The sequence below is a fragment of the Vibrio sp. CCB-PB317 genome (assembly GCF_022808245.1).
GTDB classification, from domain to species: Bacteria; Pseudomonadota; Gammaproteobacteria; order Enterobacterales; family Vibrionaceae; genus Vibrio; species Vibrio diabolicus.
This window is the reverse complement of sequence record NZ_JALGNU010000001.1, coordinates 970,802-996,067: the sequence shown is the minus strand read 5'-3', so window position 1 is coordinate 996,067 and position 25,266 is coordinate 970,802. Positions and strand designations below refer to the sequence as shown.

Sequence of the window (25,266 nt, the reverse complement as noted above, 5' to 3'; positions counted from 1 at the left end):
TTTTGTGAAAGCAAAATGGCTTCGTTGGAAATAGGCTCAAAACTAAGCTAAAACTATTCGTTAGCGCACCCATTATTCTCCCGTTTTATAAAGTTGACCAAACTTAAGGTAAGGCTATGATTTCAGGCATCCTAGCATCTCCTGGTATTGCAATCGGTAAAGCACTACTACTTCAAGAAGATGAAATTGTCCTAAACACAAACACTATTTCTGACGATCAAGTAGAAGCTGAAGTTCAGCGTTTCTTCGACGCTCGTAACAAATCTGCAGCTCAGCTAGAAACTATCAAGCAAAAAGCGCTTGAAACGTTTGGTGAAGAAAAAGAAGCGATCTTTGAAGGTCACATCATGCTTCTTGAAGACGAAGAGCTAGAAGAAGAGATCCTAGCACTTATCAAAAACGACAAGATGACTGCGGATCACGCTATCCACTCAGTTATCGAAGAGCAAGCATGTGCTCTTGAGTCACTAGATGACGAATACCTAAAAGAACGTGCAACTGACATCCGCGATATCGGTTCTCGTTTTGTGAAAAACGCACTGGGTATCAACATTGTTTCGCTTAGCGACATCAATGAAGAAGTTATCCTAGTTGCTTACGACCTAACGCCATCTGAAACGGCACAAATTAACCTAGACTACGTACTTGGTTTTGCTTGTGATATCGGCGGTCGTACATCTCACACTTCAATCATGGCTCGCTCTCTTGAGCTTCCAGCTATCGTTGGTACTAACGACATCACGAAAAAAGTTAAGAATGGCGATATGCTGATTCTTGACGCGATGAACAACAAGATTGTTGTTAACCCATCAGAAGCTGAACTAGAAGAAGCGAAAGCGGTTAAAGCGGCATTCCTAGCTGAAAAAGAAGAGCTAGCGAAACTGAAAGACCTGCACGCAGAAACGACTGACGGTCACCGTGTAGAAGTTTGCGGTAACATCGGTACAGTGAAAGACTGTGACGGTATCCTCCGTAACGGCGGTGAAGGTGTTGGTCTGTACCGTACTGAATTCCTATTTATGGACCGTACTGCACTTCCAACTGAAGAAGAACAGTACCAAGCGTACAAAGAAGTTGCGGAAGCAATGAACGGTCAAGCTGTGATCATCCGTACTATGGATATCGGCGGCGATAAAGATCTCCCATACATGGATCTTCCAAAAGAGATGAACCCATTCCTAGGCTGGCGTGCTGTACGTATCAGCCTGGATCGTCGTGAAATCCTTCGTGATCAGCTACGTGGCATCCTACGTGCTTCTGCACACGGCAAACTGCGTATTATGTTCCCAATGATCATCTCTGTCGAAGAAATCCGTGAGCTTAAGAAAGCGATCGAAGAGTACAAAGAAGAGCTACGCGCTGAAGGCCACGCGTTCGACGAAAACATCGAAATCGGTGTTATGGTTGAAACTCCTGCTGCTGCTGCGATCGCACACCACTTAGCGAAGGAAGTGTCTTTCTTCTCTATCGGTACAAACGACCTAACTCAGTACACGCTAGCGGTTGACCGTGGTAACGAGATGATTTCTCACCTATACAACCCACTATCACCAGCTGTACTTACTGTGATCAAGCAAGTTATCGACGCTTCTCACGCAGAAGGTAAATGGACTGGTATGTGTGGTGAACTTGCAGGTGACGAGCGTGCAACACTTCTACTTCTAGGTATGGGTCTGGACGAGTTCTCAATGAGCGGCATTTCAATCCCTAAAGTGAAGAAAGTAGTTCGTAACTCTAACTTCGCAGAAGTGAAAGCAATGGCGGAAGAAGCCCTTTCTCTACCAACAGCTGCAGAAATCGAAGCAGTGGTAGAAAAGTTTATTGCTGAGAAAGCTCAGTAATCGGTAGTACCAAGTAATTCAATACTTAATGGCCATTAGACGGCGAAAAAAGTCGTCTAATGCGCTATATTGGTATACTATAATTCGACAGAATAAAACCAAACCTTAGGAGCATGACACAATGGGTCTGTTTGACAAACTTAAGAAGCTTGTATCTGATGACAGCGCTGACGCTGGTGCTATCGAAATCATCGCGCCACTTTCTGGTGAGATTGTAAACATCGAAGACGTGCCAGATGTTGTTTTCGCTGAGAAAATCGTTGGTGACGGTATTGCTATCAAGCCAGCAGGCAACAAAATGGTAGCTCCTGTAAACGGTACTATCGGTAAGATCTTCGAAACTAACCACGCATTCTCTATCGAGTCTGACGACGGTGTTGAGCTTTTCGTTCACTTCGGTATCGACACAGTTGAACTAAAAGGCGAAGGCTTCACGCGTATCGCTGAAGAAGGTCAAACTGTTAAAGCTGGCGACACTGTAATTGAATTCGATCTAGCTCTTCTAGAAGAGAAAGCGAAGTCAACGCTAACTCCAGTTGTTATCTCTAACATGGACGAAATCAAAGAGCTGAACAAGCTTTCTGGTTCTGTGACTGTTGGTGAAACTCCAGTTCTACGTGTAACTAAGTAATTTTTACTTAGCCGAACACGAAAAAACGCTGCCATTGGCAGCGTTTTTTATTACCTGAAGTTTATGCTTTCTTACCAGATTCAACTGAGTAGACCAAGTGCCGAACTCGGCCTTTGTTTTGCCTGAGCCAATAACGCAGTTGTCGCATCTTGGAGCACTTGAGAACGCACCATTTCCGTAGATTCTCTTGCGAAGTCTGTATCTCTTATTCGACTCTTGGATTCCGTAACACTCCGATTCACGGTATTTAAGTTATCCACCGAACCATTTACACGATTCTGAAAGCTGCCAATTTCACTTCGGTGCGAATCAACGTACTTAATTGCTGCATCAATCACCCCAATTGAAAGCTGCGCCTTACCAGCCGTCGACATATCGATGTCATCCATTGTGACTAATTGACCAGTGCTTATATCAAGCTCATCCGCTAAACTGCCTTCTAACTCCACTCCTTCTGGCGTATTCATCGTAGAGGCAAAGAATTGCAGTTCATTGTTTTCCGTTACTGAGGCACTCACTACCGATTGTTGAGCATTGATGTAAGTGGCGACCTGTTCTATGCGATCACCCAATTTGAGCCCAATGGATTCCGTTTGGGTTTGCCCTTTACTGTCTTGGTATTCGACTTTTAGAGTTTGGTTATCTTTAGTGACTCGCCAATCTTTATCAACCGCATCACCAACATAATGCTGCCCTCCCATCTCTGGGATATGGCTACGCATATTACGTAACGTCAAAGAGATTGAATTAGCGTTCGCTCCAATATGGAAACTTTGTGAACCGTAAGATCCATCAAACAGGTTTTTATCCGCAAATGTTGTCGTGATCGCGACACGATCAAGCTCATCCTGCAGCGCTACGACCTCATATTGGATGCTTTGTCGGTCACTGGTATCGTTACTACCATTTGCCGCTTGAAGCCCTAGAGAGCGTAACCGTTGCAAAATATCACTGCTCTCATGTAACGCGCCTTCCGCGGTTTGCGCGACCGAATAAGCATCGTGCGCATTTCTTAAGGCGACATCAAGCCCTCTCGTTTGCACATGGAGAGTATTGGATATCTGTAAACCTGCCGCATCATCACTCGCCGAGTTAATTCGAAAACCAGAAGTGAGGTTCCGTTGTGACTCGACGTTTTGCGCTGCCGCTTGACTCAGGTGTCTCTGCGCCACCATCGCGGCAACATTGGTATTTAAAGAGACCATCTAATCGATATGAGTGCCTTGTCGAACATCCTGTTGGGACGCATCTAAATCGTTATAGCCGATAAGCAAAAAAGCCAGGGATGAGCCTGGCTTTTGTATCTTGTCTTATTAAGGTGATTAACCTAGCAGACTTAGCGCTGAGTTTGGCGCTTGTTTCGCTTGCGCAAGGATTGAGCTTGACGCTTGCGATAGAATTTGTGACTTGGTCATTTGAGTCGTTTCTTTCGCGAAGTCAGTATCTTTGATACGGCTCTTCGACGCATTCACGTTCTCGTTGATGTTATCCAAGTTGCTGATTGCATGGTTGAAACGGTTCTGGAATGCACCCAGCTCTGCGCGGTGGCTGTCTACGTATTTCAGTGCCGCATCGATGATAGCGACAGATTCTTGTGCGCCACCAACTGAGGTTACGTCGATTGTATCTACCGTTACTTTTTTACCTTCGCCTAAACCCAGCTCGCCAGATAGGCCGCCTGAAAACTCGACTTCGCCTTCGACTTTGTTGTTGCCAGCAAAGATTTGCAGTTTACCGTCTTGGTCTACTGAGGCTTTCACTAGGTCAGTTTGACCGTTAATGTAAGTCGCAAGCTCTTCGATATCGTCACCTGCTTTTGCGCTGATGTTGATTTCTTGCTCTTGACCGTAGCTGTCCGTTAGGTTGATTTTTAGGTCGTTTTTACCTTCAGCAACGTTCCAGTCTTTACCTTTACCACTTTCAGCTTGGTAGCTCACACCGCCCATCATTTTGTTGTCTGAACGCATGTCTTTTAGCTCAAGCATCACTGCTTCACCGTTATCCGCACCGATTTGGAACGATTTCGCACCGTGTGTGCCGTTTAGTAGCTTGTTACCACCGAAAGACGTGGTTTCTGCGATACGGTTTAGTTCGTCATTTAGCGCGGTCACTTCTTCTTGAATCGCCACACGCTCTGATTTCGAGTTTGAGCCGTTTGCTGATTGTAGAGACAAGTCACGCATACGTTGAAGAATGTTAGTGGTCTCGTTCATTGCACCTTCAGCGGTTTGTGCAATTGAGATACCGTCGTTCGCGTTGCGAACCGCCACATCCAGGCCACGGCTTTGTACGTTCAAACGGTTCGAAATTTGAAGACCCGCAGCGTCATCTTTTGCGCTGTTGATTTTGAACCCCGAAGACAAACGCTCCATAGAAGTTTGTTGAGCTGAGTTTGCGTTGTTTAGGTAACGCTGAGCCGTCATCGCTGATACGTTAGTGTTTACATTCACTGCCATGGTGATTTCTCCAATTGATTTTCCGGTATAGCGGTTTCCGACGTATCGGAAAACCAAGTAGTTCTCTCAAAGTTACCCCTATTAACGACACCAAATTCAGAAGCTTTAGAAAAAAATTTAAAAAAATAACATTGCGAGATTTAGCTAATAAAATTGAAGAAAAGTAAGAAAAAGTGCTCAAGTTTCCACAAATCGAGCCGAGAGGGCTAAATTGTATAGAAAACCAGCAAAAGGAAACAATTAAAGGTAAGTTCGCAGACGATAGACGTGAGAATTAGAAAAGAAAAAGCCCCTTTTCCTTTGAGAGAACTGGGGCTAGGTTGGTCGCCAGAGCCTATGTGGAGATCAAGAGAAATGAACACATTTCCGGCATACCGAGTGCAACTTTACATTGAAAATAATTGGCAGGTGAGAGATGAGAGAGCCGCTCATTCTATTATAAAGTTGCTTGCCAAAAGCCTGCATTCCCATCCACGTCTGAATGTATTGAGTACAGGCTAAGTAAACTACTGCAATAGTGACATTGCGGAGTTTGGCAACTGTTTCGCTTGAGCAAGAATCGATGTACCTGCTTGTTGCAAAATTTGTGCTTTGGTCATTTGCGTGGTTTCTTTCGCAAAGTCCGTGTCTTTAATTCGGCTGTTCGACGCGTCAACGTTTTCTTGGATGTTTGCCAAGTTGTTGATGCTGTGGCTCAGACGGTTTTGCTTCGCACCCAAGTCCGCACGTTGTGAATCCACGTATTTCAGTGCCGAATCCAGCACAGAGATAGCGTTTTGAGAACCTTGTACGGTTGTCATATCAATATCTTGTACTGATGTTCTAAGAGGTTCATCGCTCAAACCAAGCTCAGACGCCAATCCACCCGAAATTGAAATCTCACCCTGAACGTTTGGATGTGCAACAAAAACTTGTAACTTGCCATCTTCACTTACGGACGCGTTGATCATATCAGACTGACCATTAATGTACGTAGCAAGCTCTTCGATGTCGTCACCTGCTTTTGCATTAATGTTGATTTCTAGATCATCGACATTGCCGTCTTCGTCTTCACCCATACCTGGCAAAGTGATTTTTAGGTCCGATTTAGCTGGGTCAACGCCCCAATCTTTATCTTTACCGTTTTCCGATAAGAAGGTCACACCGCCCATGCGAGTATCGTCCGCACGAATGCTGGTTAGCCCCATGATCATTGCTTCACCTGAGCTCGCACCAATCTGGAATGCCGCTTCACCGAATGAGCCGTTCAATAGACGACGGCCACCGAATGACGTGGTTTCTGCGATACGGTTTAGCTCGTCAATCAATGCCATTGACTCTTCGTTGATCGCCTGACGCTCAGCCGGAGAGTTAGTACCGTTCGATGATTGGATAGCAAGGTCACGCATACGTTGCATGACAGATGTTGCCTCATTCATCGCACCTTCAGCGGTTTGTGCAATCGAGATACCATCGTTCGCGTTACGCATTGCGACATCTAGACCACGAGACTGTGCAGTTAAGCGGTTAGAGATCTGTAGACCTGCCGCATCATCTTTTGCACTGTTAATCTTATGTCCTGAAGATAAGCGCTCCATCGACGTGTTTAATTCGTCAGTCGCTTTGTTTAGGTAACGCTGCGCGGTCATCGCGGAGACGTTAGTACTAACTGTTACAGCCATTTTGCTCTCCTTTTGAGTTCGCAAGCTTTTGCGAAGCGGCCAGCTTTACTCTCATTTGGATAAGCACTGACCGTAAAAATTACTTGCTAAATCTGCCTTAAACGCAGGGTTTAGAATCTCTAAATCTGTTCTGATATTTTCAATACAATTTGTGTGCCAACTTATAAAATTTATTTCACCGCTTTTAAAAGAATCACATAAACAATAAGTTAGCGTTAGCACCAAACCATTTCAGGATAATGAGGCTCATCTTGCTTCATGGATATTGACCGCTACTTTGTTGCCGCCCGACTTGCCTCTTGCGTCATTGCCGCTTTGGGTAAAATCGTGCCGCATAGCATGACTCTCAATTTACGTCGATTTATCGCACTTAAGGCTTTGCACATAAGGCATCAAAAATCAGACAGTGTGTCTTAAGTCAGACTAAATATAGTTAAACAGAGTTAGATCTTTGGTCTTACCGAATGCTTGTTGCGATGCCTGTAACGCTCGTGAGTTTTCACTGAACTCGATAACGGCTTTAGAGTAATCCAAATCCTCAAAGTTGCTCTTCGCTTTCGCCAGAGACAAATTAAAGTCTTCGTGGTTTTGCTCTTGGATATCGAGCGTGCTCAATCGAGCGCCAGCATCAGTACGCGCTTTATTCAAATGGATAAAAGCAGCGTGAAATTCTTCTGTCATTTGGTGCAATTTGGCGGTCGCCGACGTATCCGACACCGATTTATCTGACCACGCCATTGCATCCTTGAAGGTATCGAAAATGCTGAACTCAGCCCGCTTTTCGATCTCGATGCTGTCGCCAGGCGTAATTTGACCTTTTACGTGCACTTTCAAGCCTTTGTACTCAATGCCTTTTTCTGGAGAAAACTCATCGGCATCCACGACTTTACCGTTACGCTCTAGTTGGTAACCAAATTTGCCGTTGTTCATATCGACAAATGTCACGCGATACGCCGCATCATCCTTCGTATCAACGTTAGTGGCTCTGTTTAATAGCAACTCAGAACCGTTTTGTAGATCGTAATTCGGCTGGTAGTCGCCAAATGGGTTTGGTATCTCCATAAACAGCTTGCTGCCAGGATCGTTCATTGGCATCTCAAGCATGCTGGAGACTTTCATTTTGCGCTGGTAATCGTCTCCAGCGTACTGAACACTACCGTCTTTATCGCGATAGAATGGTTGGCTGTTTGGCTTAGTGCCAGCAAACACGTAGTTACCAGATTCATCTTGCGAGTTCACTAAGTTAAGGAAGTTGTTCGCAATCTCTTCTAGCTCACGCTTCTTTGCTTGTCGGTCTTCCGCAGAAAACGCACCGTTAATCATCTCCATCGTTAAGCGCTTCGACTCGTCGGCAAAATTCTCTGCATTGGCGATATTAACTTCGTGGTTTTCTAGACGATTACGCACCAACACTATTGAGCTAAGGTATTGTTGTAGCTGCTCTTGTTGCTGACTAATATTTTGAATGTAATGCGACGCAAGGGGATCGTCGCTAGGTTTCAGTAACTTTTTCCCTGAAGCAAGTTGCTCTTGGTTATGGTGAACCTTATTCTCTTGACGACGCAAGTCATTTTGTACGGACTGATAGTTATGGAAACTAGAAATTCGGGTTAGCACTTATCTCTTCTCCTTACCTCAGTTGTAAAATGGTATTGAAGGTGTCATTCGCCGCTTGCATCACACGTGATGAAGCCATGTACGCTTGTTGAAACTTCATCATGTTGGCCGCTTCTTCATCGAGGTTAACGCCAGAGATAGAAGCAACGCGCTCTTGTGCCGCCTCATGCTCTAAGCGAGCGACAGAAGCTAATCGGTTTGCTGTAGAAGATTTCAATCCGACTTCGGTATTGAGGTTGTGATAAACATCAATCAAAGTACTGGATTTTCCGTCCATCATCTTGTCTGTTTGGATCTTCTGCATTTTTCTCAAGTTGCCATTACCACCTTCCGAAGGCACCAAGTTCGCGGTGAACTTGTCATTCATCAGCGCACCTTCGCTCAGCTCAAATACAGTCGCATCGCCATTTTTATACAGCGGATGACTTTTCGGCACTGAGATTTCAATCATCGGGTTATCTTTGTCTAGCGGGTATGAGTATTTGTCCGATAGCAAATTGCCTTTGTTGTCCGTGATCTTTAACCATGGCTTATCATGTTTCTCGTCGGCTGGTTGTACGGTGACCTCAAACTCTTTGACATCCCCCGCCTCACGAATTTTGAACTTGGCGTTACCTTGAGCAAAAGTGGTTGAAGCTTCATAACTTTGCGCTGCAATGGCTTTTGCATCATTGGTTTCCATCTTTATGATGGCTGCGCCACTTCGTGTTGGGCGCAATAATACGCGCTCACCAGCGGCAAGACCTTCACCGATTTGCACTTTCATACCATCCAGAACAAACGAAGAATCTGATTGATCAATGTTCAACGACATTTGCTCACCTTTCGGTGTTGTCACGCTATACTGGTCGCCATCATAACGTAGCGAATATTCACCACCTTTGATCGCTGAAATATCATCAATGTAAACCGCAACATCTGCTTGAGAGTCAGGCGCAGCAAAAACTCGAGATTTTGCCACCAGCTCAGAGTTCACGTCGGTAAATACGTCTTTACCTATCTTACCGTTAAGATCCAGGCCTTGAGATTGCAGCTGATTAATTTTGTAGGAAAAGCCCGTCGCTAAACGGCCCATTTCATCCTGAAGTTGCGGAATGTGTTTGTCGCGCATTTCAAGCAAGGCACCGATTTTGCCATCCATGTCGTCAGACTTGATCGCTTTAATGCCATCCCCTTCCACCATTGCTAAGCGTCTTTGGTGAACATCAGGATAGCCGTCAATCATTTTGAGCTGGCTTGCTTCCGTGCCAGAAACAAGTGTGTGTCCATTGCCGATGTGAACATTAAACCCTTCCGCATTTTTGCGTGGGGTGACGGTAACTTTGGTGTACTCAGATAACTCAGTAACCAGCTTTTCATGCTGGTCCATCAAATCATTGTGTGGACCGGGTGTGCGCATCATTAACCGATGCACATCGCGGATTTCCAACGCAAGTTGGTTCACGCGTTCAATACCCATATCCAATTTTTTATTGGTCACATCAGATTGCAATCGCACGGTTTCATGGAAGTCATTTAATGTATCAGAGAAGATTTTCGCCTTTTCCAATACCACTTTCCGTGCCCCCAAATCGTTCGGGGTATCTGCCATGGTTTTGACCGCATCGAACCACTCGTTCAAGTTCTCTGGAATTTTCTTCGATGCAACTGAGCTCAACATGCTAGAGAGCATATCAAGATTGTCTTGGGTATCCGTTTTGTTGGCATTGTTGGTTGACGACAAGTTCAGTTCATTCACGGCAAACTGATCCCACGAGCGGCGAACATTTTCCACATGCACACCCATGCCGTAAGTAGAGCCACCAAACATGCGCGGATCATTCGTACCTTGGATAACAGACTGGCGGCTATAACCCTCGGTATTAACATTAGAAATGTTATGACCAGTGGTGTTTAATTGTCTCTGAGCAGTAAGCACACTTTGAGTACCTACATTCAGAAGATCTGACGCCATACATGCCCCCAAAAACGAAATAAAATCGGCAAAACCGATCACCTAGACACATCATAGCAAAAGATGTGCCAAGTAAGAGAGAGGTGAATACTCAGAAAAAGTAAAGGCTTGCACTGTGGCAAGCCTTCGAAAGCAACATGAACTGGCGAAGAGTAAATTACATACTTTCGATTTTCTGCTTCACCTGAAGGACTTTGTCTGCGTAATTCGGATCGGTCGCGTAACCCGCGCTGTGGATGCCGCGAATGAAGGACTCTGAATTCCCTCGCTGTTGCAATGCCGTCTCGTAACGTGGGTTGTCATTTAAAAAGCGCACAAAGTCATTAAAGCTGTCTTCGTAATTTGAGTAGGCGCGAAACGCTGCCGTCTCTTTCACTGGCGTATTATCGTGGAACTCTAGCGTTTGAGTCGTTACTTTGTCACCCTGCCAGCTTCGATCTGCTTTGATGTTAAATAAGTTGTTGCTGCTGCCACGCGCGTTCTTCACTACCTTTTGTCCCCACCCGGTTTCCAAAGCCGCTTGCGCAAGTAGCAGAGATGGCTCGACACCTAGGGCTTTCGCGGCTTTCTCCGCGTATGGCTTCATCGAGTTAACAAAAGATTCTGGCGAATCGAATCGAGTTGGTTCATTGCTTGGTCGAGATAGCTGACCAGATTCAATCAAGCGCTGTTCAATCTCACGCGCTTTTTTCGGGTCAATACGACGATATTCCACGGCATTATTTGCCGCATCACGCATTGCCGTTTCACTCTTGTCGTTACCTTGCCCAGCCGTTAATTGCTTAACAATCATATCGGCCAAGCCCATTGAACCAGACGAACTGAGCTCACTCGCCATCTGCTCATCCAGCATTTGTCGGTAGAACTTCTCGTTCTGGCTGTTCATCATGTTGGACTCAAAGCCCTCATTGGCTTCTCGCATGGATTTCAACATCATGGAGGTGAAAATAGATTCGAACTGACGAGCCGCTGCACGCAGTGCTTCTTGCTCGCCATCTTTACCTTCTTTCACTGCTTTTTGACGCAGGGTATCCAGCGAACTGATGTCATGAATAAAACCAATGTCGTTAGGATTGTTCATTATACCTACCTCCTAACCATTAAATGATGATCAACTGGCCTTCAATGGCACCAGCTTGTTTCAATGCTTGCAAGATAGCCATCAAATCCGACGGCGCTGCGCCGACTTGATTCACTGCACGGACCAAATCATCCAACGTTAAGCCTGGCTCGAACTTAAACATCTTGCCCTGCTCTTCGCTGACTTCGATATCCGAGTCTGGCACGACAACGGTTTGCCCACCAGAAAAGCCGTTCGGTTGGCTAACATTCAGGTTTTCTTTGATCGCAACCGTCATGCCACCATGCGTTACCGCAGCAGGTTTAAGGCGAACATGTTTACCAACTACGATGGTACCCGTGCGAGAGTTAACGATGATTTTGGCTGCGCCATCTGCTGGGTCGAACTCTAGGTTTTCAATTGCCGATAAGAACGCCACACGCTGGCTGACATCACGAGGGGCACGTACACGTACCGACGTCGCGTCTACTGCACTCGCCATTTGTGGGCCAAGGAAGTTGTTTACCGCATCCGCCATACGTTGAGCCGTTGTGAAATCTGACTCAAGCAAGTTGAACGTGATGTAATCGCCACGACCAAATGGGTTTGGAATTTCTCGCTCTACTGTCGCACCACTAGAGATAAGACCAACGGTTGGATTGTTACCTACGATTTTTGAACCGTCAGCGCCTTCAGCACTGAAGCCGCTCACTACTAAGTTACCTTGAGCAACCGCGTAAACTTGACCGTCTAAGCCTTTCAAGAAGGTTTGTAGTAGCGTACCACCACGCAAACTTTTGGCACTTCCGATGGAAGAGACTGTCACGTCTACTTGCTGACCCGGTTTAGAGAAAGGCGGCAACTCTGCCGTTACCATGACTGCAGCAACGTTTTTAATTTTTGGCTTTGTGCCCGGCGGCATCTGAATGCCGAAGTTTTGCAGCATAGCGGCGAAACTTTGCTCCGTAAACGGGTTCGCTTCGCCTGTGCCAGGTAAGCCTGAAACCAAACCATAACCCACGAGTTGGTTGCTTCGTACACCTGCCACTTGCGCGACGTCTTTGATACGTGCAGCTTGGGCAGCGGTAGCAAACAGAGCAACGCTCATCAGTATTAAAAGGAGTTTTTTCATGCTTACTTATCTCTTGCAGTCAAATTGCCGTCAGCACGGCGTGTTATAGCGCTACATTAAAAAATCGTGCCAAGAAACCCGGCTCTTGCATATCTTGTTGTACACCAGTGCCAGAATACTGAATTCTTGCGTTAGAAACGCGGTTTGATGCAATAGTATTGTCGAAACTAATGTCATCCGGACGAATAGTGCCGCTTAAACGTATGTACTCATCACCCGTATTAAGCGTCATCCATTTTTCTCCACGGATAACGAGGTTGCCATTTGCCAAAACTTCAATCACCTCAACAGTAATGTAACCACTGATGCTGTTACTCTGCTTAGCAGAAGAGTCACCCGCAAATGAGTTTGAGTTATTTAAGTCATAAGAGAAATTGTATTTGCCACCAATTTGCAGCTCTTCGCCACCCACTTGAAGCGGGTCCATTTGCGCTTCATTGGTTTTCGATAAATCGGCATTGGCGCTTTTCGTGGCGCTGGTAGTCTCATCCAGTGTCACGGTAATAATGTCGCCAATACCACGTGGCTTGGAATCGTCGTAAAGATCGGTAATGTGCTCGGCGCTAAACAGTGAACCTGTTGCAGCAGCATAATGCTCAGGTTTCTTTTTCGGATGAATAGGAGCCCATGCAGGATCACCCGCAACCGGATCGCTTCTGCCACGCAGTGTATCCACGATACCGCTGCTCTCTTCTTTCGATTTATCGCCTTCTACCGCATCAACCACCGTCGTTGCTTGTGTCACTTCATCCGTTTCAATCGGCTCTAACATGGCACAACCCGACATCGTGGCAATCAAAGCAAGTAGACAAATACGTTTCATCGTGAGCTCCTCAATTCTTGCTCTTAACCGTTATAACTGCTGGTTAACGAAGCTCATCATCTTATCGACTGATGAGATCACTTTTGAGTTCATTTCGTAAACACGCTGGGCTTCGATCATGTTGACCAACTCTTCCGTTACATTCACGTTAGACGCTTCCAGCATGGATTGACGGATTTCACCCAAACCGTCCAAACCAGGAACACCTTCTTGTGGATCGCCACTGGCACCCGTTGGTAAGTAAAGGTTCTGGCCAATTGGCTCTAGGCCACCTGGGTTAACAAAGTCTGTAATGGTTAGCTGACCAACGACTTGGTTGTCTTGCTGACCACGGACGCGAACCGATACTTCACCATCCGTACCGACAGTGATAGAAATCGCATCTTCTGGAATCACAATTTCAGGTTCTACAGGGTAGCCAGAACCCGACGTGACTAACGTGCCTTCACCATTTAACGTGAACTGACCGTTACGGGTGTAACCGATGTTGCCATCCGGCAACGTCACTTGGAAGAAGCCGTCGCCTTCAACCATCATGTCTAGTGCGTTGGTCGTTGTCTGCGCATTACCATGCGTGTGCACTTTTTGCGTTGCAACCACTTTAGAACCCGCACCTAGCATCAAGCCACTCGGAAGCTCAGTGTTCTGAGATGATTGGCCGCCAGGCTGGTTGATGTTCTGATAGAACAAATCTTCGAATACCGCACGGCTCTTTTTGTAGCCCACAGTAGAGGCGTTCGCCAAGTTGTTCGAAATCGTGGCAATGTTGGTTTGTTGGGCGTCTAGACCTGTTTTACTTACCCATAGTGCTGGATGCATAGTGAACCTCTAACTCTGTTAACTCATACGAAGCAGTGAATCTGAAGATTTATCCATCTCTTCAGCAGTGCTCATCATCTTGACTTGCATTTCAAACTGACGCTGTAAGTCAATCAATGCGGTCATTTCACCTACGGCATTCACGTTACTGCCTTCAATCGCTCCTGTCTGGAGGCTAACAGTAGCGTCTGCTTCGTAAGGTTGGTTTGGAGTTTTATGGCGAAATAAGCCATTGGTGTCTTTAAATAAGCTTTGATCATTAGGCTTAACAAGCTTGATGCGATCAACCGCTTGGAATTCTTCTGCCGGGGCACCTTGAGGAAGCACAGAGATGGTGCCATCTCGACCGATTTCAATTTTGGAGAGAGGAATAGGCAAAGTAATCGGCGCATCATTTTCACCTAGCACTAAATGGCCACTTGCGTTAGTAAGCATGCCATTTTGATCGACTTTTAGGTTACCGTTACGGGTCAACCCTTCTTTACCCGTGTGATCGAGTACCGAAATCCAGCCGCTGCCTTCAATCGTCACATCCAGATCACGCCCTGTTGTAATCACGCTACCTTGAGCAAAGTTATGCCCTGGACGCTCTGTCATGCTGAACACACGTGAAGGATGGCCTTCACCATAAGCCTGCATTGAGCGAGCCTGCGCTAAATCCGCACGAAACCCTGTCGTGCTTACGTTAGCCAAGTTATTAGCACGCAATTGTAGTGCCTGCATATTTTGCTTGGCCCCACTCATTGCGAGAAACAGTGCGCGATCCATAAATTACTCCAAAAACTTCTCTGTACACGGAGTAAAAGCAATAGTTATGCCAACATAAAATGAGCTTATTTATCAAATATTTAAATAAGAAATAAAAAATTAAGAGGGGTTTCAGTGGCAGAAAACTGCAACAAGGGGCAAGGTTTTGATCCACATGGCGGCAACGGCGGCAAATCAGAGATCAAAGCATGCTTAACCTGAACTGAGGTATTTTCAGGCTAAGCAACAGATGAATGTCATGATGTTATCAAGCCAAGCGGCGAAAGCTCGCCTAACTTGATGATGCAGATTATCGGATCTGCAGGATATTTTGTTGTAGCTGGTTGTGCACTTCTAGCGAACGTGAGTTTGCTTGGAAGTTACGCTGAGCAGAAATCAGGTCCACCAGCTCCTGCGTCATATCAATGTTTGACTGTTCCAGCATACCGTTGTTGATGGTGCCAAAAGAGCCTTTGTTTGATTCACCCCAAATCTTGTCACCAGAGAACTGAGTTGAATCCCATTGCGTACCGCCCTTCTTATCCAGACCTTGCTCGTTTGGAACACGTACTAGCGCGACACGACCCAATGTGACGTTTTCACCGTTTGAGTAAGTCCCCATTACGCTGCCGTTTTCATCGAAGTCAACTTTGGTTAGGAAGCCCGTTGTTGCACCGTCTTCATCGAACTTAGTCAGTTCGAACGGAGCAGCAAACTGTGTTGCCGAGCCTAAACCGAAGTTAAGCGTCTGCGCGGGATCGGCACCATTCATATCGACTGGTGTCGTGTTCGTCGCCGGATCGCCTAATGCCACAGACGTAATTGGCTGACCATTGTTCAAGCTCGCCAACGTCCCATCGTTGTTGAACTTCATGGTATGACCCACATGGCCTGTTGGCGTTTGTGCATCACCTGCCGCAACATTTAAAGGCTTTTCGCCTTCTTTATCTGTCACGGTGTAGTAAGTGTTCCAAGTGTTTGGCTGAGTCTGATCTTTCAAGTAGTAGGTCGTTAGCTTGTAAGACTGACCCATCGAGTCATAAATAGTCGAAGAAGTTGAACGGTTGTATGTATCTGGGTCTGAAAAATCAAACTGAGTTGGATCTTTCAAATCGCCGTTTGCTGGCAAGTTCACGCCCACTTCAATGTTTGCTGTTTGCTTTGGCTTACCAAATTCAGCAGGAATATTGATAGGTTGTGGCTCGTATGAAGAAACCTCACCAGAGCTTGGATCAACTTGGTAACCTAATAAGAACTCATCGTTCGCGGTCACCATGTAGTTTTCTTTATTTAAATGGAATGCACCATTACGTGTCAGTTCATTCTGTTGTGGAGTCAGACGCTCCTTCGCCACGGCGAAGAAACCTGTACCCGAAACACGCAGATCCATTGGGTTGTTGGTGTAAATGCTTGAGCCTTCATGGAACTGCTGCGCCACTTGGCTTGCTTGCGCACCACCACCCGGTGTGGTTTTTGCGTTAGTAAATAAAGAGTTAGAGTAAACATCAGCAAACTCAGCACGGGACTCTTTAAAGCCGTACGTGTTGGCGTTCGCAATGTTGTTACTGGTGGTGTTCAAATCCAGTTGTGCGGCGGACAAACCGCTTAAAGATACATATGACATTCCAAAATCTCCTAATCTAGCGAGCTATGACTACGCTTTGCCAACTTCCAATACTTCTGCAAGTCGAACTGGCGATTCAAAACCAGCCAGATTGAGTAATACGTTTCCGTCACCTTTGCCGAGCAATACGCTATTTACGTTGGCATATGTCGATACTGGGAACTCTTGCGACTCCCCTTCAACCAAGCCAGACGCTTTCACTTTGTATTTGCCAGCAGGCAGTGGATTTCCGCTTTCATCTTTACCGTCCCAAAGCACACGCGTGTCGCCGGCTGGTTTCGCTCCTACCTCAAAAGTACGAACCAGTTGGCCAGCTTCATCCTCTACACGAACAAACAGATTATCGATAGATTGTGAAAGCTTAACCATTGCCGCCATTGGCGCGTCGTCCTGCTTCACACCTGCCGCTCCTGGGACCAATACGTCACGTCCTACCAAAGAGGAAGCTTGTAACGCTTGGTTTGATGTCATTGACGAATTCAAACTCTCAAACTGAGTGTTCATCTTGCCAATGCCATCAACGGTCGCAAATGAAGCCATTTGCGCAATCATCTGGTCATTACTTACCGGCTTAAAAGGGTCCTGTTGAGACAATTGCTTCGTGAGCAATGATAAGAAGTCTTCCTGCTTTAGGTCCTGCTTACCCGTGCTCTCTTCCGTCTTCTTGTTACTCTCTTGTAGACTTTTAAGCTGGTCGATATAGGACAAGCCGCTTTGACCAACGTTGTTAATTCCGGCCATACGCTACCTCCTTATCCTTATTGACCCATCTGCAGCGTACGCAGCAGCATTTGTTTACTAGAATCAGCCACTTGCACATTAGTTTGGTATGCGCGAGAAGCTGAAATCATGTTCGCCATTTCTTCCATTACATTCACGTTCGGCTTGTAGATGTAGCCTTCTTCGTTTGCAAGGGGATGGTCTGGGTTGTACTCCGCACTCAGCGGTTTATCGCTTTCTACAATACCCATCACTTTCACTGGCACCGTATCACCGCCACGCATGGCGTTACTTAACTCAGCACCAAACACAGCATGGCGCGCTTTATAAGTGTCTTTCGCAGAGCTGCTGACACTGTCGGCGTTCGCCAAGTTGCTTGAGGTAGTGTTCAGACGAACGGATTCAGCGCTCATTGCGGAACCTGTCACATTGAAAACGTTAAATAAGCTCATCTAAATTATTCCCCTTTGATTGCTTTGGTTAAGTTCTTGAATTTGCTGCCTAGAAAATCGAGTGATGCTTGGTGTCTGATTTGGTTTTGCATAAACAAGTTACGCTCTAAATCCAAGTCTACCGTGTTGCCATCACCCGTATCAGGCTGCGTAGGAAGACGATATAGCTTGTCCCCGACCAACGTTGTAGTGGCAGGAATATGCCGACCATCCGTACGACTAAGACCAATGCTTGCCCCAGATGTTGCCGCTTGCAATTCCTTCGCAAAGTCTAAACCTCTTGCTTTGTAACCAGGCGTGTTGGCTTGTGCAATGTTGGTGGAAATCACCTCAGCATTGCGCTCACGTACGCCCACCGTGTGCTGGTGGATGCCTAGTGCATTGTCAAAAGATATAGCCATGTTTGCCTCTACAATTAAGAACTGACCGTGATTGATAACCAAAAAGCAATTAGCATGCCAAAAACATAAAGCGCTCTATCTACTTAATAGCTATCACCCATTGGAATAGCAATAAGTGAGCCAAAGTGACTGGAATGTCATGTCGTTTCACTTTGTTCACTTAATAAAGATACACCGTGATGAGGGAACAAAGCAAAATCGCGCTTCAATTTAGCAAGTGAAAACGTGGAAACACTCGAAGTCAGGAAACCAGCAAACAAAAAAAGCCTGACACTAGGTCAGGCTTTTTATCAATGAAGAGATACCGCTATTTAAGCTTGTAAATGATACCCGGATTACAGCGCACCATTTCAAATTTATCAGTCAGACCAGTTAGCGACTCTGATGCCCCTAACAGCAGATAACCACCTGGGTTTAAGCTGCTCGCCATTTGGTTAAGCACTTTTGATTTCATTTCCGGTGAGAAGTAAATCAGCACGTTGCGACAAAAAATAATGTCGAACTTACCCATCAGTGCATAACTGTCCATCAAGTTTTGTGGACGAAAGTTCACCAAACGTTTGACGTTGTCTTTGACTTTCATACGGCCACCGTCCGCATCCTCAAAGAAGGTGCGGCGACGTTCAGGTGAAAGTCCGCGCCCTAGAGCCAAATTGTCATACACACCTGCACGACACATCTCGAGCATACTTGCTGAAATGTCTGTTGCTGTAATAGACACGTTTGGTAACAAACCCGGCTTGCGCTGTTGCGTTTCCAGAATCGTCATTGCAATAGAATACGGCTCTTGGCCCGATGAACTGGCTGCAGACCAGATCTTGATTGGGCGCTTGCTTGCCGCTACTTCTGGCAATAATTTGTCAGCTAAAACTGTGAACGGATAAGTATCTCGAAACCACAATGTTTCGTTAGTCGTCATCGCGTCCACAGCGGCCACTCGTAATTCACGATTACGCCCTGTAACAACATCACGTAGCAAATCTGATAACGATGCGAGCTTAAACTTCGTCACTAAAGGACTCAGTCGGCTACGCACAAGGTATTGCTTGCTATCACCTAACACGATGCCACATTGCGATTCTAGAAAACGGCTAAAGTCACGATACTCTTGATCACTGATTGTAATAGCAGTCATTAATGTCTCTTTTATTGTGTTAATGCAGATTTAACCGCGTTACCCAATTCATCTGGGTTAAATTTCGCAATGAAGGTATTGGCACCTACACGCTCAACCATAGCCTGGTTGAATACACCACTTAATGAAGAATGGAGGATAACATAAAGGTCTTTCAAATCGGCATGTCTGCGAATTTCAGCCGTTAAGGTATAGCCGTCCATTTCTGGCATTTCAATATCGGAAATAACCAACGAAATTTGATCGTAGATATTGCCTTCTTGAGCCATTTCAATCAACTTATTGTACGCTTCTTTGCCATCTTTGACAGATACGACCTCGAAACCGATTGATGTAATCGCACGCTCTACCTGTTTACGCGCGACAGTCGAGTCATCAGCAATCAATATACGGCGTACAATAGGCTTTTCTTGTTCTGCTTGCGCGATTTCTTCACCGATAGCGGAATCCATCGTTTCATCAACCGGCGCAATCTCTGCCAGGATTTTTTCAACGTCAAGGATTTCAACCAGCTCGTTGTCGATGTTTGTCACTGCGGTCAAGTAGTGCGCTTTACCCGCACCGTCTGGCGGTGGCAAAATCGCTTCCCAATGCATATTGATAATACGCTCAACCGATGATACCAAAAATGCTTGGATCGTACGGTTAAATTCTGCGATAACAACAAAACATTTATCCAGATCAGTGGTTGGGCGGCCACCAATTGCCAGGCTCAAATCAATAACGGACACGGTATGGCCGCGGATATGAGCGATACCTTTTACCAGCGGGTGTAGATTTGGCATTGAAGTCAGCTTAGGGCACTGCAGTACTTCTTTCACTTTGAATACGTTAATGCCGTAGCGCTGTCGGCCCATCAGTCGAAAGGTCAATAATTCCAATCGGTTCTGACCGACGAGTTGCGTACGCTGATTCACCGAGTCAAGAATCCCCGTCATATGCTCATCTCCATCTCAAACTTTTTGTTTTTAAATGATACTCTACCACTGGCAAGCACGATACCAGGGAGACAGTATGGCGTATTTCACTTTCACTTCGACACCATTGACTATGACAATATGTAGAGCGCTAATTACAAAGTACGCTAAGTCTATCGGCATTTTGCTCAGTATGTTTAGCTTTTTTGTTCATTCAGCTTCAGATAATCAGATCGAGCAAATAAAAACGGCAGCAGAACAACATATTCTTGCTACAGTTGATCAGCCTGATGGTGGCGAGCTATCTGTTAATGCGGCAGATATCGACTCGAGAATAAAAGCAACGGATTGCCCAGTGCCCCTGGATACGTCAGCTTCTTCCACCAGCAGTACTCGAAGCAACATCAATGTTCTAGTGGAATGCCCACCGGATGACTGGAAAGTCTATGTGCCTGTAAGGATCTCTGTATCGGTGCCAATGATCGTCGCAACACGAACACTAGGGAGAGGAGAAATCGTCAGCGCGTCGGATGTCACCACTTCTATGATCGAGCTGCAGCGCTTTCGCAAAGATGGCTTTTCTAACTACGATCAAGTGGTTGGCGCAAAGCTAAAACGCAACGTTCGCCTAGGTGATGTTGTTGAACGTAATGATGTCTGTGTCGTTTGCCGGAATGAAAAGGTCACAATTAAAGCGGTGAATTCTGGCATGACGATCACCACGCAAGGCACAGCATTGCAAGATGGTGCGGCTGGCGATCAAGTAAGAGTGAAAAATGACAAGTCACAGCGTATAATAGAAGGCATAGTGACTGGCATTGCGGAAATCACTGTTAATTTTTAATACCCACTGGTAGCGTGTTTAAACTGATCAATAAAAATGCAAAAAATGACTAAAGTTATTTTTGCACTGGTCGATAGTCTGGATACCAGTATTACGATACAAGGCAAAGGTTAAACATGGCAGGTATAGATAATATACGTTCAGGGCAAGTGATGACGACGACAAGTCGTGCACCTGCGCGTAACGATTCCAATGCTACCGGCACGACTGAATCGAAAAAAGCACCCGCACAACAAGACGCTGTATCACTCAGCCAGCAAAGCAAAGCCGTTAGCAAACTCCAAAAAGATATGGCAGCTTCTCCGGCCTATGACAGCGCCAAAGTGGCGGCAATCAAAGAAGCAATCACAAACGGTTCATACAAAGTCGATCCTGAAAAATTGGCCGACAACATGATTAAGTTTGAAAACGAATTGCAAGGCAAAAGCTAACTGACTTAGGCCGAAGGTAAGTATTTTATGGCAGCATTAGTCGATCTCGTCAATTTCCAACTAGAAAATGCTAAGGCACTTTCTGCTGTTTTGCGTCAAGAAACACAAGCGATAACTGCGCGTGTCTCTACCGAGATTGAGAGTATTGCCAAACAGAAGATGACACTCATTGATCAGCTTAGAACGACTGATCAGCGAATCGCCTCTCACCCGCACGTCAATCAACTTACTGAAGATGAGCACCTAAGTCAGGTTGTTGCTCAAATCCAATCGATCGTCCTCGACTGTCAACAAGTCAACAAAGTAAATGGTGAATCGCTTAGTCGCGCACAGCTGAGTTTCAATAAACTCAATAACATGCTTCAGCGAACTCATGGCAAAGTGGGCATGACCTACAATGCCGGTGGCAAAACCCATACTATTTCGACACTTGGCACCAATATAAAAGCCTAAACGTCACTCCTGTCCCACCATCTCCAGAATGTAGATATAAAAAAGCGACTCATTGTTGCCAATCAGCCGCGGGAAAGATTATCTGGTCTTCTGAAGTAATGCGCTTAGTGCATTAGAACAAGGTTTGTTGACGCTTCTCAGGCACCTGTTGAACTTCCCCGTAATCACGCAACTTATCCATTTTACGAATATCCAGACGCAGCTCTGTCACGTAACTGTCTTCAACAAGATAACTACGCACAACTTCTGCACCGCGAATCACACCATCAACCGCACCAGTGGTACTTTCAATACCCAAACGCTGGTCTTGCAGTTCGGCACGTCCACTAACGCGCATGCCATACACTTGTTCTGCGAGCTCACGGTACGCATCAATTTTTGATGCGCGCATCGCTCGTACACGCTTCTCTTCAACAGTACGACCTGTTTGCTCACTGACACTCGCATAACCCACTGCCACTAAGATTTCATCTTGACGCATCTGTTGTAATGGCTGACACCCCACCAATATCAGTGTGGCAACAATAAATAATAACTTCTTCATGCTTCTATCCTATGGACGCAGAATCACAGTGTACGGCTGACGAATGGTTGGGTCTGAGCGAATCAACACGCCATCTTGCGTACGGATACTGTTTAACGTATCTAAGTCACGACCAATACGGTCAGCCGGAAGGAAACCCTGCGCCGTTGCTACGACCACACGGCTCTGCATACCGACCACACGTGCATTGACCAGCACCCCGCCCTCTTGGCGAAGCATCGTGCCGGTCAGTACATACTGAATTTGTTGCTCTTGCGCCAGATCTTGCCAATCACGGCTTAAAGCAAAATCGCCCTGCTGCGTCACTTGGATAGAGCCCGTAGTTTTGAAATCAACCACTTTAAACCCTCGGCGCTGGAACTGATGGATAAAACCTTCCGAGACCGAGTTGCCTAACCAGTTTGTTGCATCCATATTTTGTAGATCAACAAACGAGGTAATCGCAATCGGTGTCCGCGCAGATACCGCCACGTTAGAAACCATCAGGTCTTCGGTCATGCTTTCAATGAAAAAGTCCATCGTATGACGCGGACTATCCATAAGCATGAACTGGCTTCCCGAGTACGGTTCTTTACCATTGTAAATCGGTGAGTACGCGCACGATGTCAGAAGCGTCATCATCGATGCGGCGACAAGCCACTTTTTCATGGTTTGATTCTCCAGATAATCTTAGGTGATACCGTTCTTGATTAATTCCTTTCTAAGAAAGTGAATATTGGAACAGTCTTTGCTTTTCTTTGTTTGCCTAACGAAGAAAAATCCACCAAACTTCACTGAAGTTGTTAAAGCAATATTTATACCCGAACGGTTGTAATCAATGAAAAAAATATTAAACAGTCTGTTTTCAATCACTTTAGTGATGCTTGTGCCTTTTAAAGTAATGGCATCTTGGTATGAAGTAACAGGCGTTGCCACTATCGTTTCTTCAGAAGAGACGGCAAGGCTCCATGCGTTGGAAGACGCGCTGTTCAAAGCCGTCAATTTTTCGGGCGCAGATATTGGCAGTATTAGCAATTTGATGCCGCTACTAGAAGAAAGCCGTAACGAGTACCAGTTTACCAACCATGAAGTCCGTTACATTTTGGTCGAGTCTGAACGTAAACGTAGAGGTAAAGTCGAGGTAAAAATTCGCGTCGATATTTATCCATCGGCAACGGGTTGCCACACCGATCAATACAAAAAGACGATCCTTGTCGGCAATATTGAGGTTGCCTCACCACAACAAGCGGTGATGGGACAGATTTACCAAGTGGGTGACGATTTTAGCCGCGTGGTGAATCGCCAGCTGGATCAAACCTCTCGCAGCTTTGTATCTGTGGGTACAACGGACTATTCAATTAGCAGTAACTATCCCGCTCGTACTCAAATGATTGCACAAGACAACGGCGCACAATACATCATTGGGGGAGTCATTACCGATCTCACAGCAACGGTCGAATCTCAACTACTGCAAGATGACATCATCAATCGTCAGTTTGCGTTAGAGATGAAAGTATTTGATGGTAAAACTGGCCATGAAGTCTTCAACAAAGCCTACCGTGAAGTGGCGCGTTGGCCATTTGCCAAAACGAGCCAAGTGGATACTCGCAGCGCGCGCTTTTGGGCGTCTACCTATGGCGAGATGATGCTACGCGTTAGTCGCAATATAATGCTGGATCTAGAGTCAGAGCTGTCTTGCAAAATTACGCTGCCAGAGGTCGTTGCTGTCTTCGGCAATACAGTAACGATGGATCTCGGCCGTATGCATGGCGTAAAAGAGGGAGACAAATTGCAGCTTTGGCACACCGCATCATTTATCGACCAAAACGGATTACCAAGAAATAAAGTATCGCAAAGTGAAATTACATTGACGGTATCTCGTATATACGAACACGAAGCCGAGCTGACGATTGATCAGCCAAATTTAGCCTCTAGTGTTCAAATTGGCGACGTAATGAACAAGATCCTATAAAAGCAAACATTAAGTCTTGAGATATGCTCACTTTTGAATATCATAGGCAGCGCATCTTATTTGATTATACCAATGACCGTAGTGAGTCGTTCAAAGTGATACTGATAAAGACCTAAACAAAGTTGCTAGGTTTGCATTCAGTAAAACGGTTCAATGAACTGCAACTATTGGTATTACGCCCCCATGGCACAGCTGGATAGCGCAGTCCCCTCCTAAGGGACAGGTCGTAGGTTCGAATCCTACTGGGGGCGCCATATCATAGCCTTAGCTCCCACTTGAGCTAAGGCTTTTTTGTATCCACTATTTCGAGCTTCACAGAGCGTTTCCAAGTAACGTGTGAAACAATTTCTTCAGTAATCAATATGATCGTCTCACTCCTTTACTCGACGAGATAAAACCTTTTACTGTTCCGACCTCTTCCCCTTGAAATCATTTCAACAAGCCCTATTTACAGTTTTGTATTTTATTACTTTAATTATCTATGAGTTTTGCTTACCCTTTTAGCTATTAATAAAATTATTAGTTAGCACTATGTCTAAGAGCAATTTAATAACTAACACTGGACACCGCTTTATTTCTAAAGGCAAGACTGCCTTTAAGATTCATATCCATACCCCCGAGGACACGGTACTGCACCGCTCGGTTGGGTTTGTTCGTATTGGAGAAAAGAAAGGCTTACAAAAAGCCATTAAGCTGAGAAACGAATTAGGCCGACAAATGTGGGGCAAATTTTGGCGACGTCTTTTGAAGGATCCTTACCTCATGACCAGACTCCCACACAGCGTTGAGCCAAAAATTGTTCACAAGCCTAACCCCACTCTTGAAAACCCAGATAACCGAGATACGTGTTACATCGCTAAGTGGCGAGAGTTCAATGATGACGGTGACTACAAATACAAAACGGTGGTTCGCTCTATTAGTAAATACGGCAAGCTTGCCGCCTACATGCAAACCAAAAAAGCGTTGCTAGAAGCACATAAAGACAACTTGGAAATTCTAACGTTCATGGGGCGCTTAAACAGCATTGACCTCAAGTGATGTTTACCGTTTTTA

The 25,266-nt window shown here is 45.7% G+C and carries 25 protein-coding genes and 1 tRNA gene; 8 read left to right on the top strand and 18 right to left on the bottom strand.

Annotated features, from left to right (window positions below; all coding sequences use genetic code 11):
- Positions 1-116 precede the first annotated feature (116 nt).
- Both ptsI and crr read left to right on the top strand, forming a co-directional pair.
- Positions 117-1,841: a phosphoenolpyruvate-protein phosphotransferase PtsI gene (gene ptsI, locus MTR11_RS04685; RefSeq protein WP_005393100.1), complete on the top strand. Its 1,725-nt coding sequence runs from the start codon at positions 117-119 to the stop codon at positions 1,839-1,841.
- A 121-nt stretch (positions 1,842-1,962) separates the two neighbouring features.
- The gene (gene crr, locus MTR11_RS04680) at positions 1,963-2,472 is read left to right on the top strand and encodes a PTS glucose transporter subunit IIA (protein WP_005382041.1); all 510 of its coding nucleotides are present in this window, start codon (positions 1,963-1,965) and stop codon (positions 2,470-2,472) included.
- An 80-nt stretch (positions 2,473-2,552) separates the two neighbouring features.
- Here the strand turns inward: crr and MTR11_RS04675 are convergent, their stop codons facing one another.
- The 16 genes from MTR11_RS04675 to MTR11_RS04600 all read right to left on the bottom strand — a co-directional run bounded on the left by MTR11_RS04675 (position 2,553) and on the right by MTR11_RS04600 (position 20,011).
- Positions 2,553-3,677, bottom strand: a complete 1,125-nt coding sequence (locus tag MTR11_RS04675; protein WP_053807086.1) for a flagellin — start codon at positions 3,675-3,677, stop codon at positions 2,553-2,555.
- A gap of 117 nt (positions 3,678-3,794) precedes the next feature.
- Positions 3,795-4,928 (bottom strand): flagellin, encoded by a 1,134-nt coding sequence (locus tag MTR11_RS04670; protein ID WP_005393103.1) that lies wholly within the window; start codon positions 4,926-4,928, stop codon positions 3,795-3,797.
- Between the two features lie 506 nt (positions 4,929-5,434).
- A complete protein-coding gene (locus MTR11_RS04665; protein WP_006743025.1) occupies positions 5,435-6,589 on the bottom strand; it encodes a flagellin in 1,155 nt (384 codons plus the stop codon).
- Positions 6,590-7,012: 423 nt separating this feature from the next.
- Entirely contained in the window at positions 7,013-8,206 is a 1,194-nt protein-coding gene (flgL, locus tag MTR11_RS04660) for a flagellar hook-associated protein FlgL (protein WP_243327069.1), read from the bottom strand.
- Positions 8,207-8,219: 13 nt separating this feature from the next.
- On the bottom strand, positions 8,220-10,160 hold the full coding sequence (gene flgK, locus MTR11_RS04655) for a flagellar hook-associated protein FlgK (RefSeq protein WP_012842055.1): 1,941 nt from the start codon (positions 10,158-10,160) through the stop codon (positions 8,220-8,222).
- Positions 10,161-10,317: 157 nt separating this feature from the next.
- Entirely contained in the window at positions 10,318-11,244 is a 927-nt protein-coding gene (flgJ, locus tag MTR11_RS04650) for a flagellar assembly peptidoglycan hydrolase FlgJ (protein ID WP_048626116.1), read from the bottom strand.
- 16 nt (positions 11,245-11,260) lie between these two features.
- Positions 11,261-12,352, bottom strand: coding sequence for a flagellar basal body P-ring protein FlgI (locus MTR11_RS04645; protein ID WP_145532375.1), 1,092 nt, complete (start codon positions 12,350-12,352; stop codon positions 11,261-11,263).
- Between the two features lie 43 nt (positions 12,353-12,395).
- Positions 12,396-13,175, bottom strand: a complete 780-nt coding sequence (flgH, locus tag MTR11_RS04640; protein WP_006743029.1) for a flagellar basal body L-ring protein FlgH — start codon at positions 13,173-13,175, stop codon at positions 12,396-12,398.
- A gap of 30 nt (positions 13,176-13,205) precedes the next feature.
- A complete protein-coding gene (gene flgG, locus MTR11_RS04635) occupies positions 13,206-13,994 on the bottom strand; it encodes a flagellar basal-body rod protein FlgG (RefSeq protein WP_005382032.1) in 789 nt (262 codons plus the stop codon).
- Between the two features lie 18 nt (positions 13,995-14,012).
- Positions 14,013-14,762 (bottom strand): flagellar basal-body rod protein FlgF, encoded by a 750-nt coding sequence (gene flgF, locus MTR11_RS04630; RefSeq protein ID WP_005382031.1) that lies wholly within the window; start codon positions 14,760-14,762, stop codon positions 14,013-14,015.
- Positions 14,763-15,051: 289 nt separating this feature from the next.
- Positions 15,052-16,365, bottom strand: coding sequence for a flagellar hook protein FlgE (flgE, locus tag MTR11_RS04625; RefSeq protein ID WP_005393123.1), 1,314 nt, complete (start codon positions 16,363-16,365; stop codon positions 15,052-15,054).
- Between the two features lie 30 nt (positions 16,366-16,395).
- Positions 16,396-17,106: a flagellar hook assembly protein FlgD gene (gene flgD, locus MTR11_RS04620; protein ID WP_005393125.1), complete on the bottom strand. Its 711-nt coding sequence runs from the start codon at positions 17,104-17,106 to the stop codon at positions 16,396-16,398.
- Positions 17,107-17,123: 17 nt separating this feature from the next.
- Positions 17,124-17,537, bottom strand: a complete 414-nt coding sequence (flgC, locus tag MTR11_RS04615; protein WP_005393132.1) for a flagellar basal body rod protein FlgC — start codon at positions 17,535-17,537, stop codon at positions 17,124-17,126.
- 5 nt (positions 17,538-17,542) lie between these two features.
- Positions 17,543-17,938 carry a flagellar basal body rod protein FlgB gene (flgB, locus tag MTR11_RS04610; RefSeq protein WP_005382026.1) on the bottom strand — a complete coding sequence of 132 codons (396 nt, stop codon included), beginning with the start codon at positions 17,936-17,938 and terminating at the stop codon, positions 17,543-17,545.
- Between the two features lie 307 nt (positions 17,939-18,245).
- The gene (locus MTR11_RS04605; protein ID WP_005393137.1) at positions 18,246-19,073 is read right to left on the bottom strand and encodes a protein-glutamate O-methyltransferase; all 828 of its coding nucleotides are present in this window, start codon (positions 19,071-19,073) and stop codon (positions 18,246-18,248) included.
- Between the two features lie 11 nt (positions 19,074-19,084).
- Positions 19,085-20,011, bottom strand: a complete 927-nt coding sequence (locus MTR11_RS04600) for a chemotaxis protein CheV (RefSeq protein ID WP_005382022.1) — start codon at positions 20,009-20,011, stop codon at positions 19,085-19,087.
- A 76-nt stretch (positions 20,012-20,087) separates the two neighbouring features.
- On the opposite strand from MTR11_RS04600, the gene flgA reads away from it, so the two are divergent.
- From flgA to MTR11_RS04585, 3 genes are all read left to right on the top strand, one after another.
- Positions 20,088-20,834 (top strand): flagellar basal body P-ring formation chaperone FlgA, encoded by a 747-nt coding sequence (gene flgA / locus MTR11_RS04595; RefSeq protein WP_005393139.1) that lies wholly within the window; start codon positions 20,088-20,090, stop codon positions 20,832-20,834.
- Between the two features lie 116 nt (positions 20,835-20,950).
- Positions 20,951-21,265: a flagellar biosynthesis anti-sigma factor FlgM gene (flgM, locus tag MTR11_RS04590; protein WP_243327068.1), complete on the top strand. Its 315-nt coding sequence runs from the start codon at positions 20,951-20,953 to the stop codon at positions 21,263-21,265.
- 27 nt (positions 21,266-21,292) lie between these two features.
- Positions 21,293-21,718, top strand: coding sequence for a flagella synthesis protein FlgN (locus MTR11_RS04585; protein ID WP_046874280.1), 426 nt, complete (start codon positions 21,293-21,295; stop codon positions 21,716-21,718).
- Between the two features lie 112 nt (positions 21,719-21,830).
- Here MTR11_RS04585 and flgP read toward each other — a convergent pair whose 3' ends face one another.
- Positions 21,831-22,262, bottom strand: coding sequence for a flagellar assembly lipoprotein FlgP (gene flgP / locus MTR11_RS04580; RefSeq protein WP_005382014.1), 432 nt, complete (start codon positions 22,260-22,262; stop codon positions 21,831-21,833).
- Positions 22,263-22,271: 9 nt separating this feature from the next.
- Complete coding sequence (locus MTR11_RS04575) at positions 22,272-22,910, bottom strand: FlgO family outer membrane protein (protein WP_005382013.1); 639 nt, start codon at positions 22,908-22,910, stop codon at positions 22,272-22,274.
- Between the two features lie 169 nt (positions 22,911-23,079).
- Between MTR11_RS04575 and MTR11_RS04570 the strand changes: the two genes are divergently transcribed.
- The 3 genes from MTR11_RS04570 (at position 23,080) to MTR11_RS04560 (ending at position 25,251) form a co-directional block, all read left to right on the top strand.
- Complete coding sequence (locus tag MTR11_RS04570; RefSeq protein WP_048626114.1) at positions 23,080-24,213, top strand: flagellar assembly protein FlgT; 1,134 nt, start codon at positions 23,080-23,082, stop codon at positions 24,211-24,213.
- 177 nt (positions 24,214-24,390) lie between these two features.
- Positions 24,391-24,467: transfer RNA gene (locus MTR11_RS04565), tRNA-Arg, on the top strand.
- Positions 24,468-24,744: 277 nt separating this feature from the next.
- Complete coding sequence (locus tag MTR11_RS04560; protein ID WP_031780328.1) at positions 24,745-25,251, top strand: hypothetical protein; 507 nt, start codon at positions 24,745-24,747, stop codon at positions 25,249-25,251.
- Positions 25,252-25,266 lie beyond the last annotated feature (15 nt).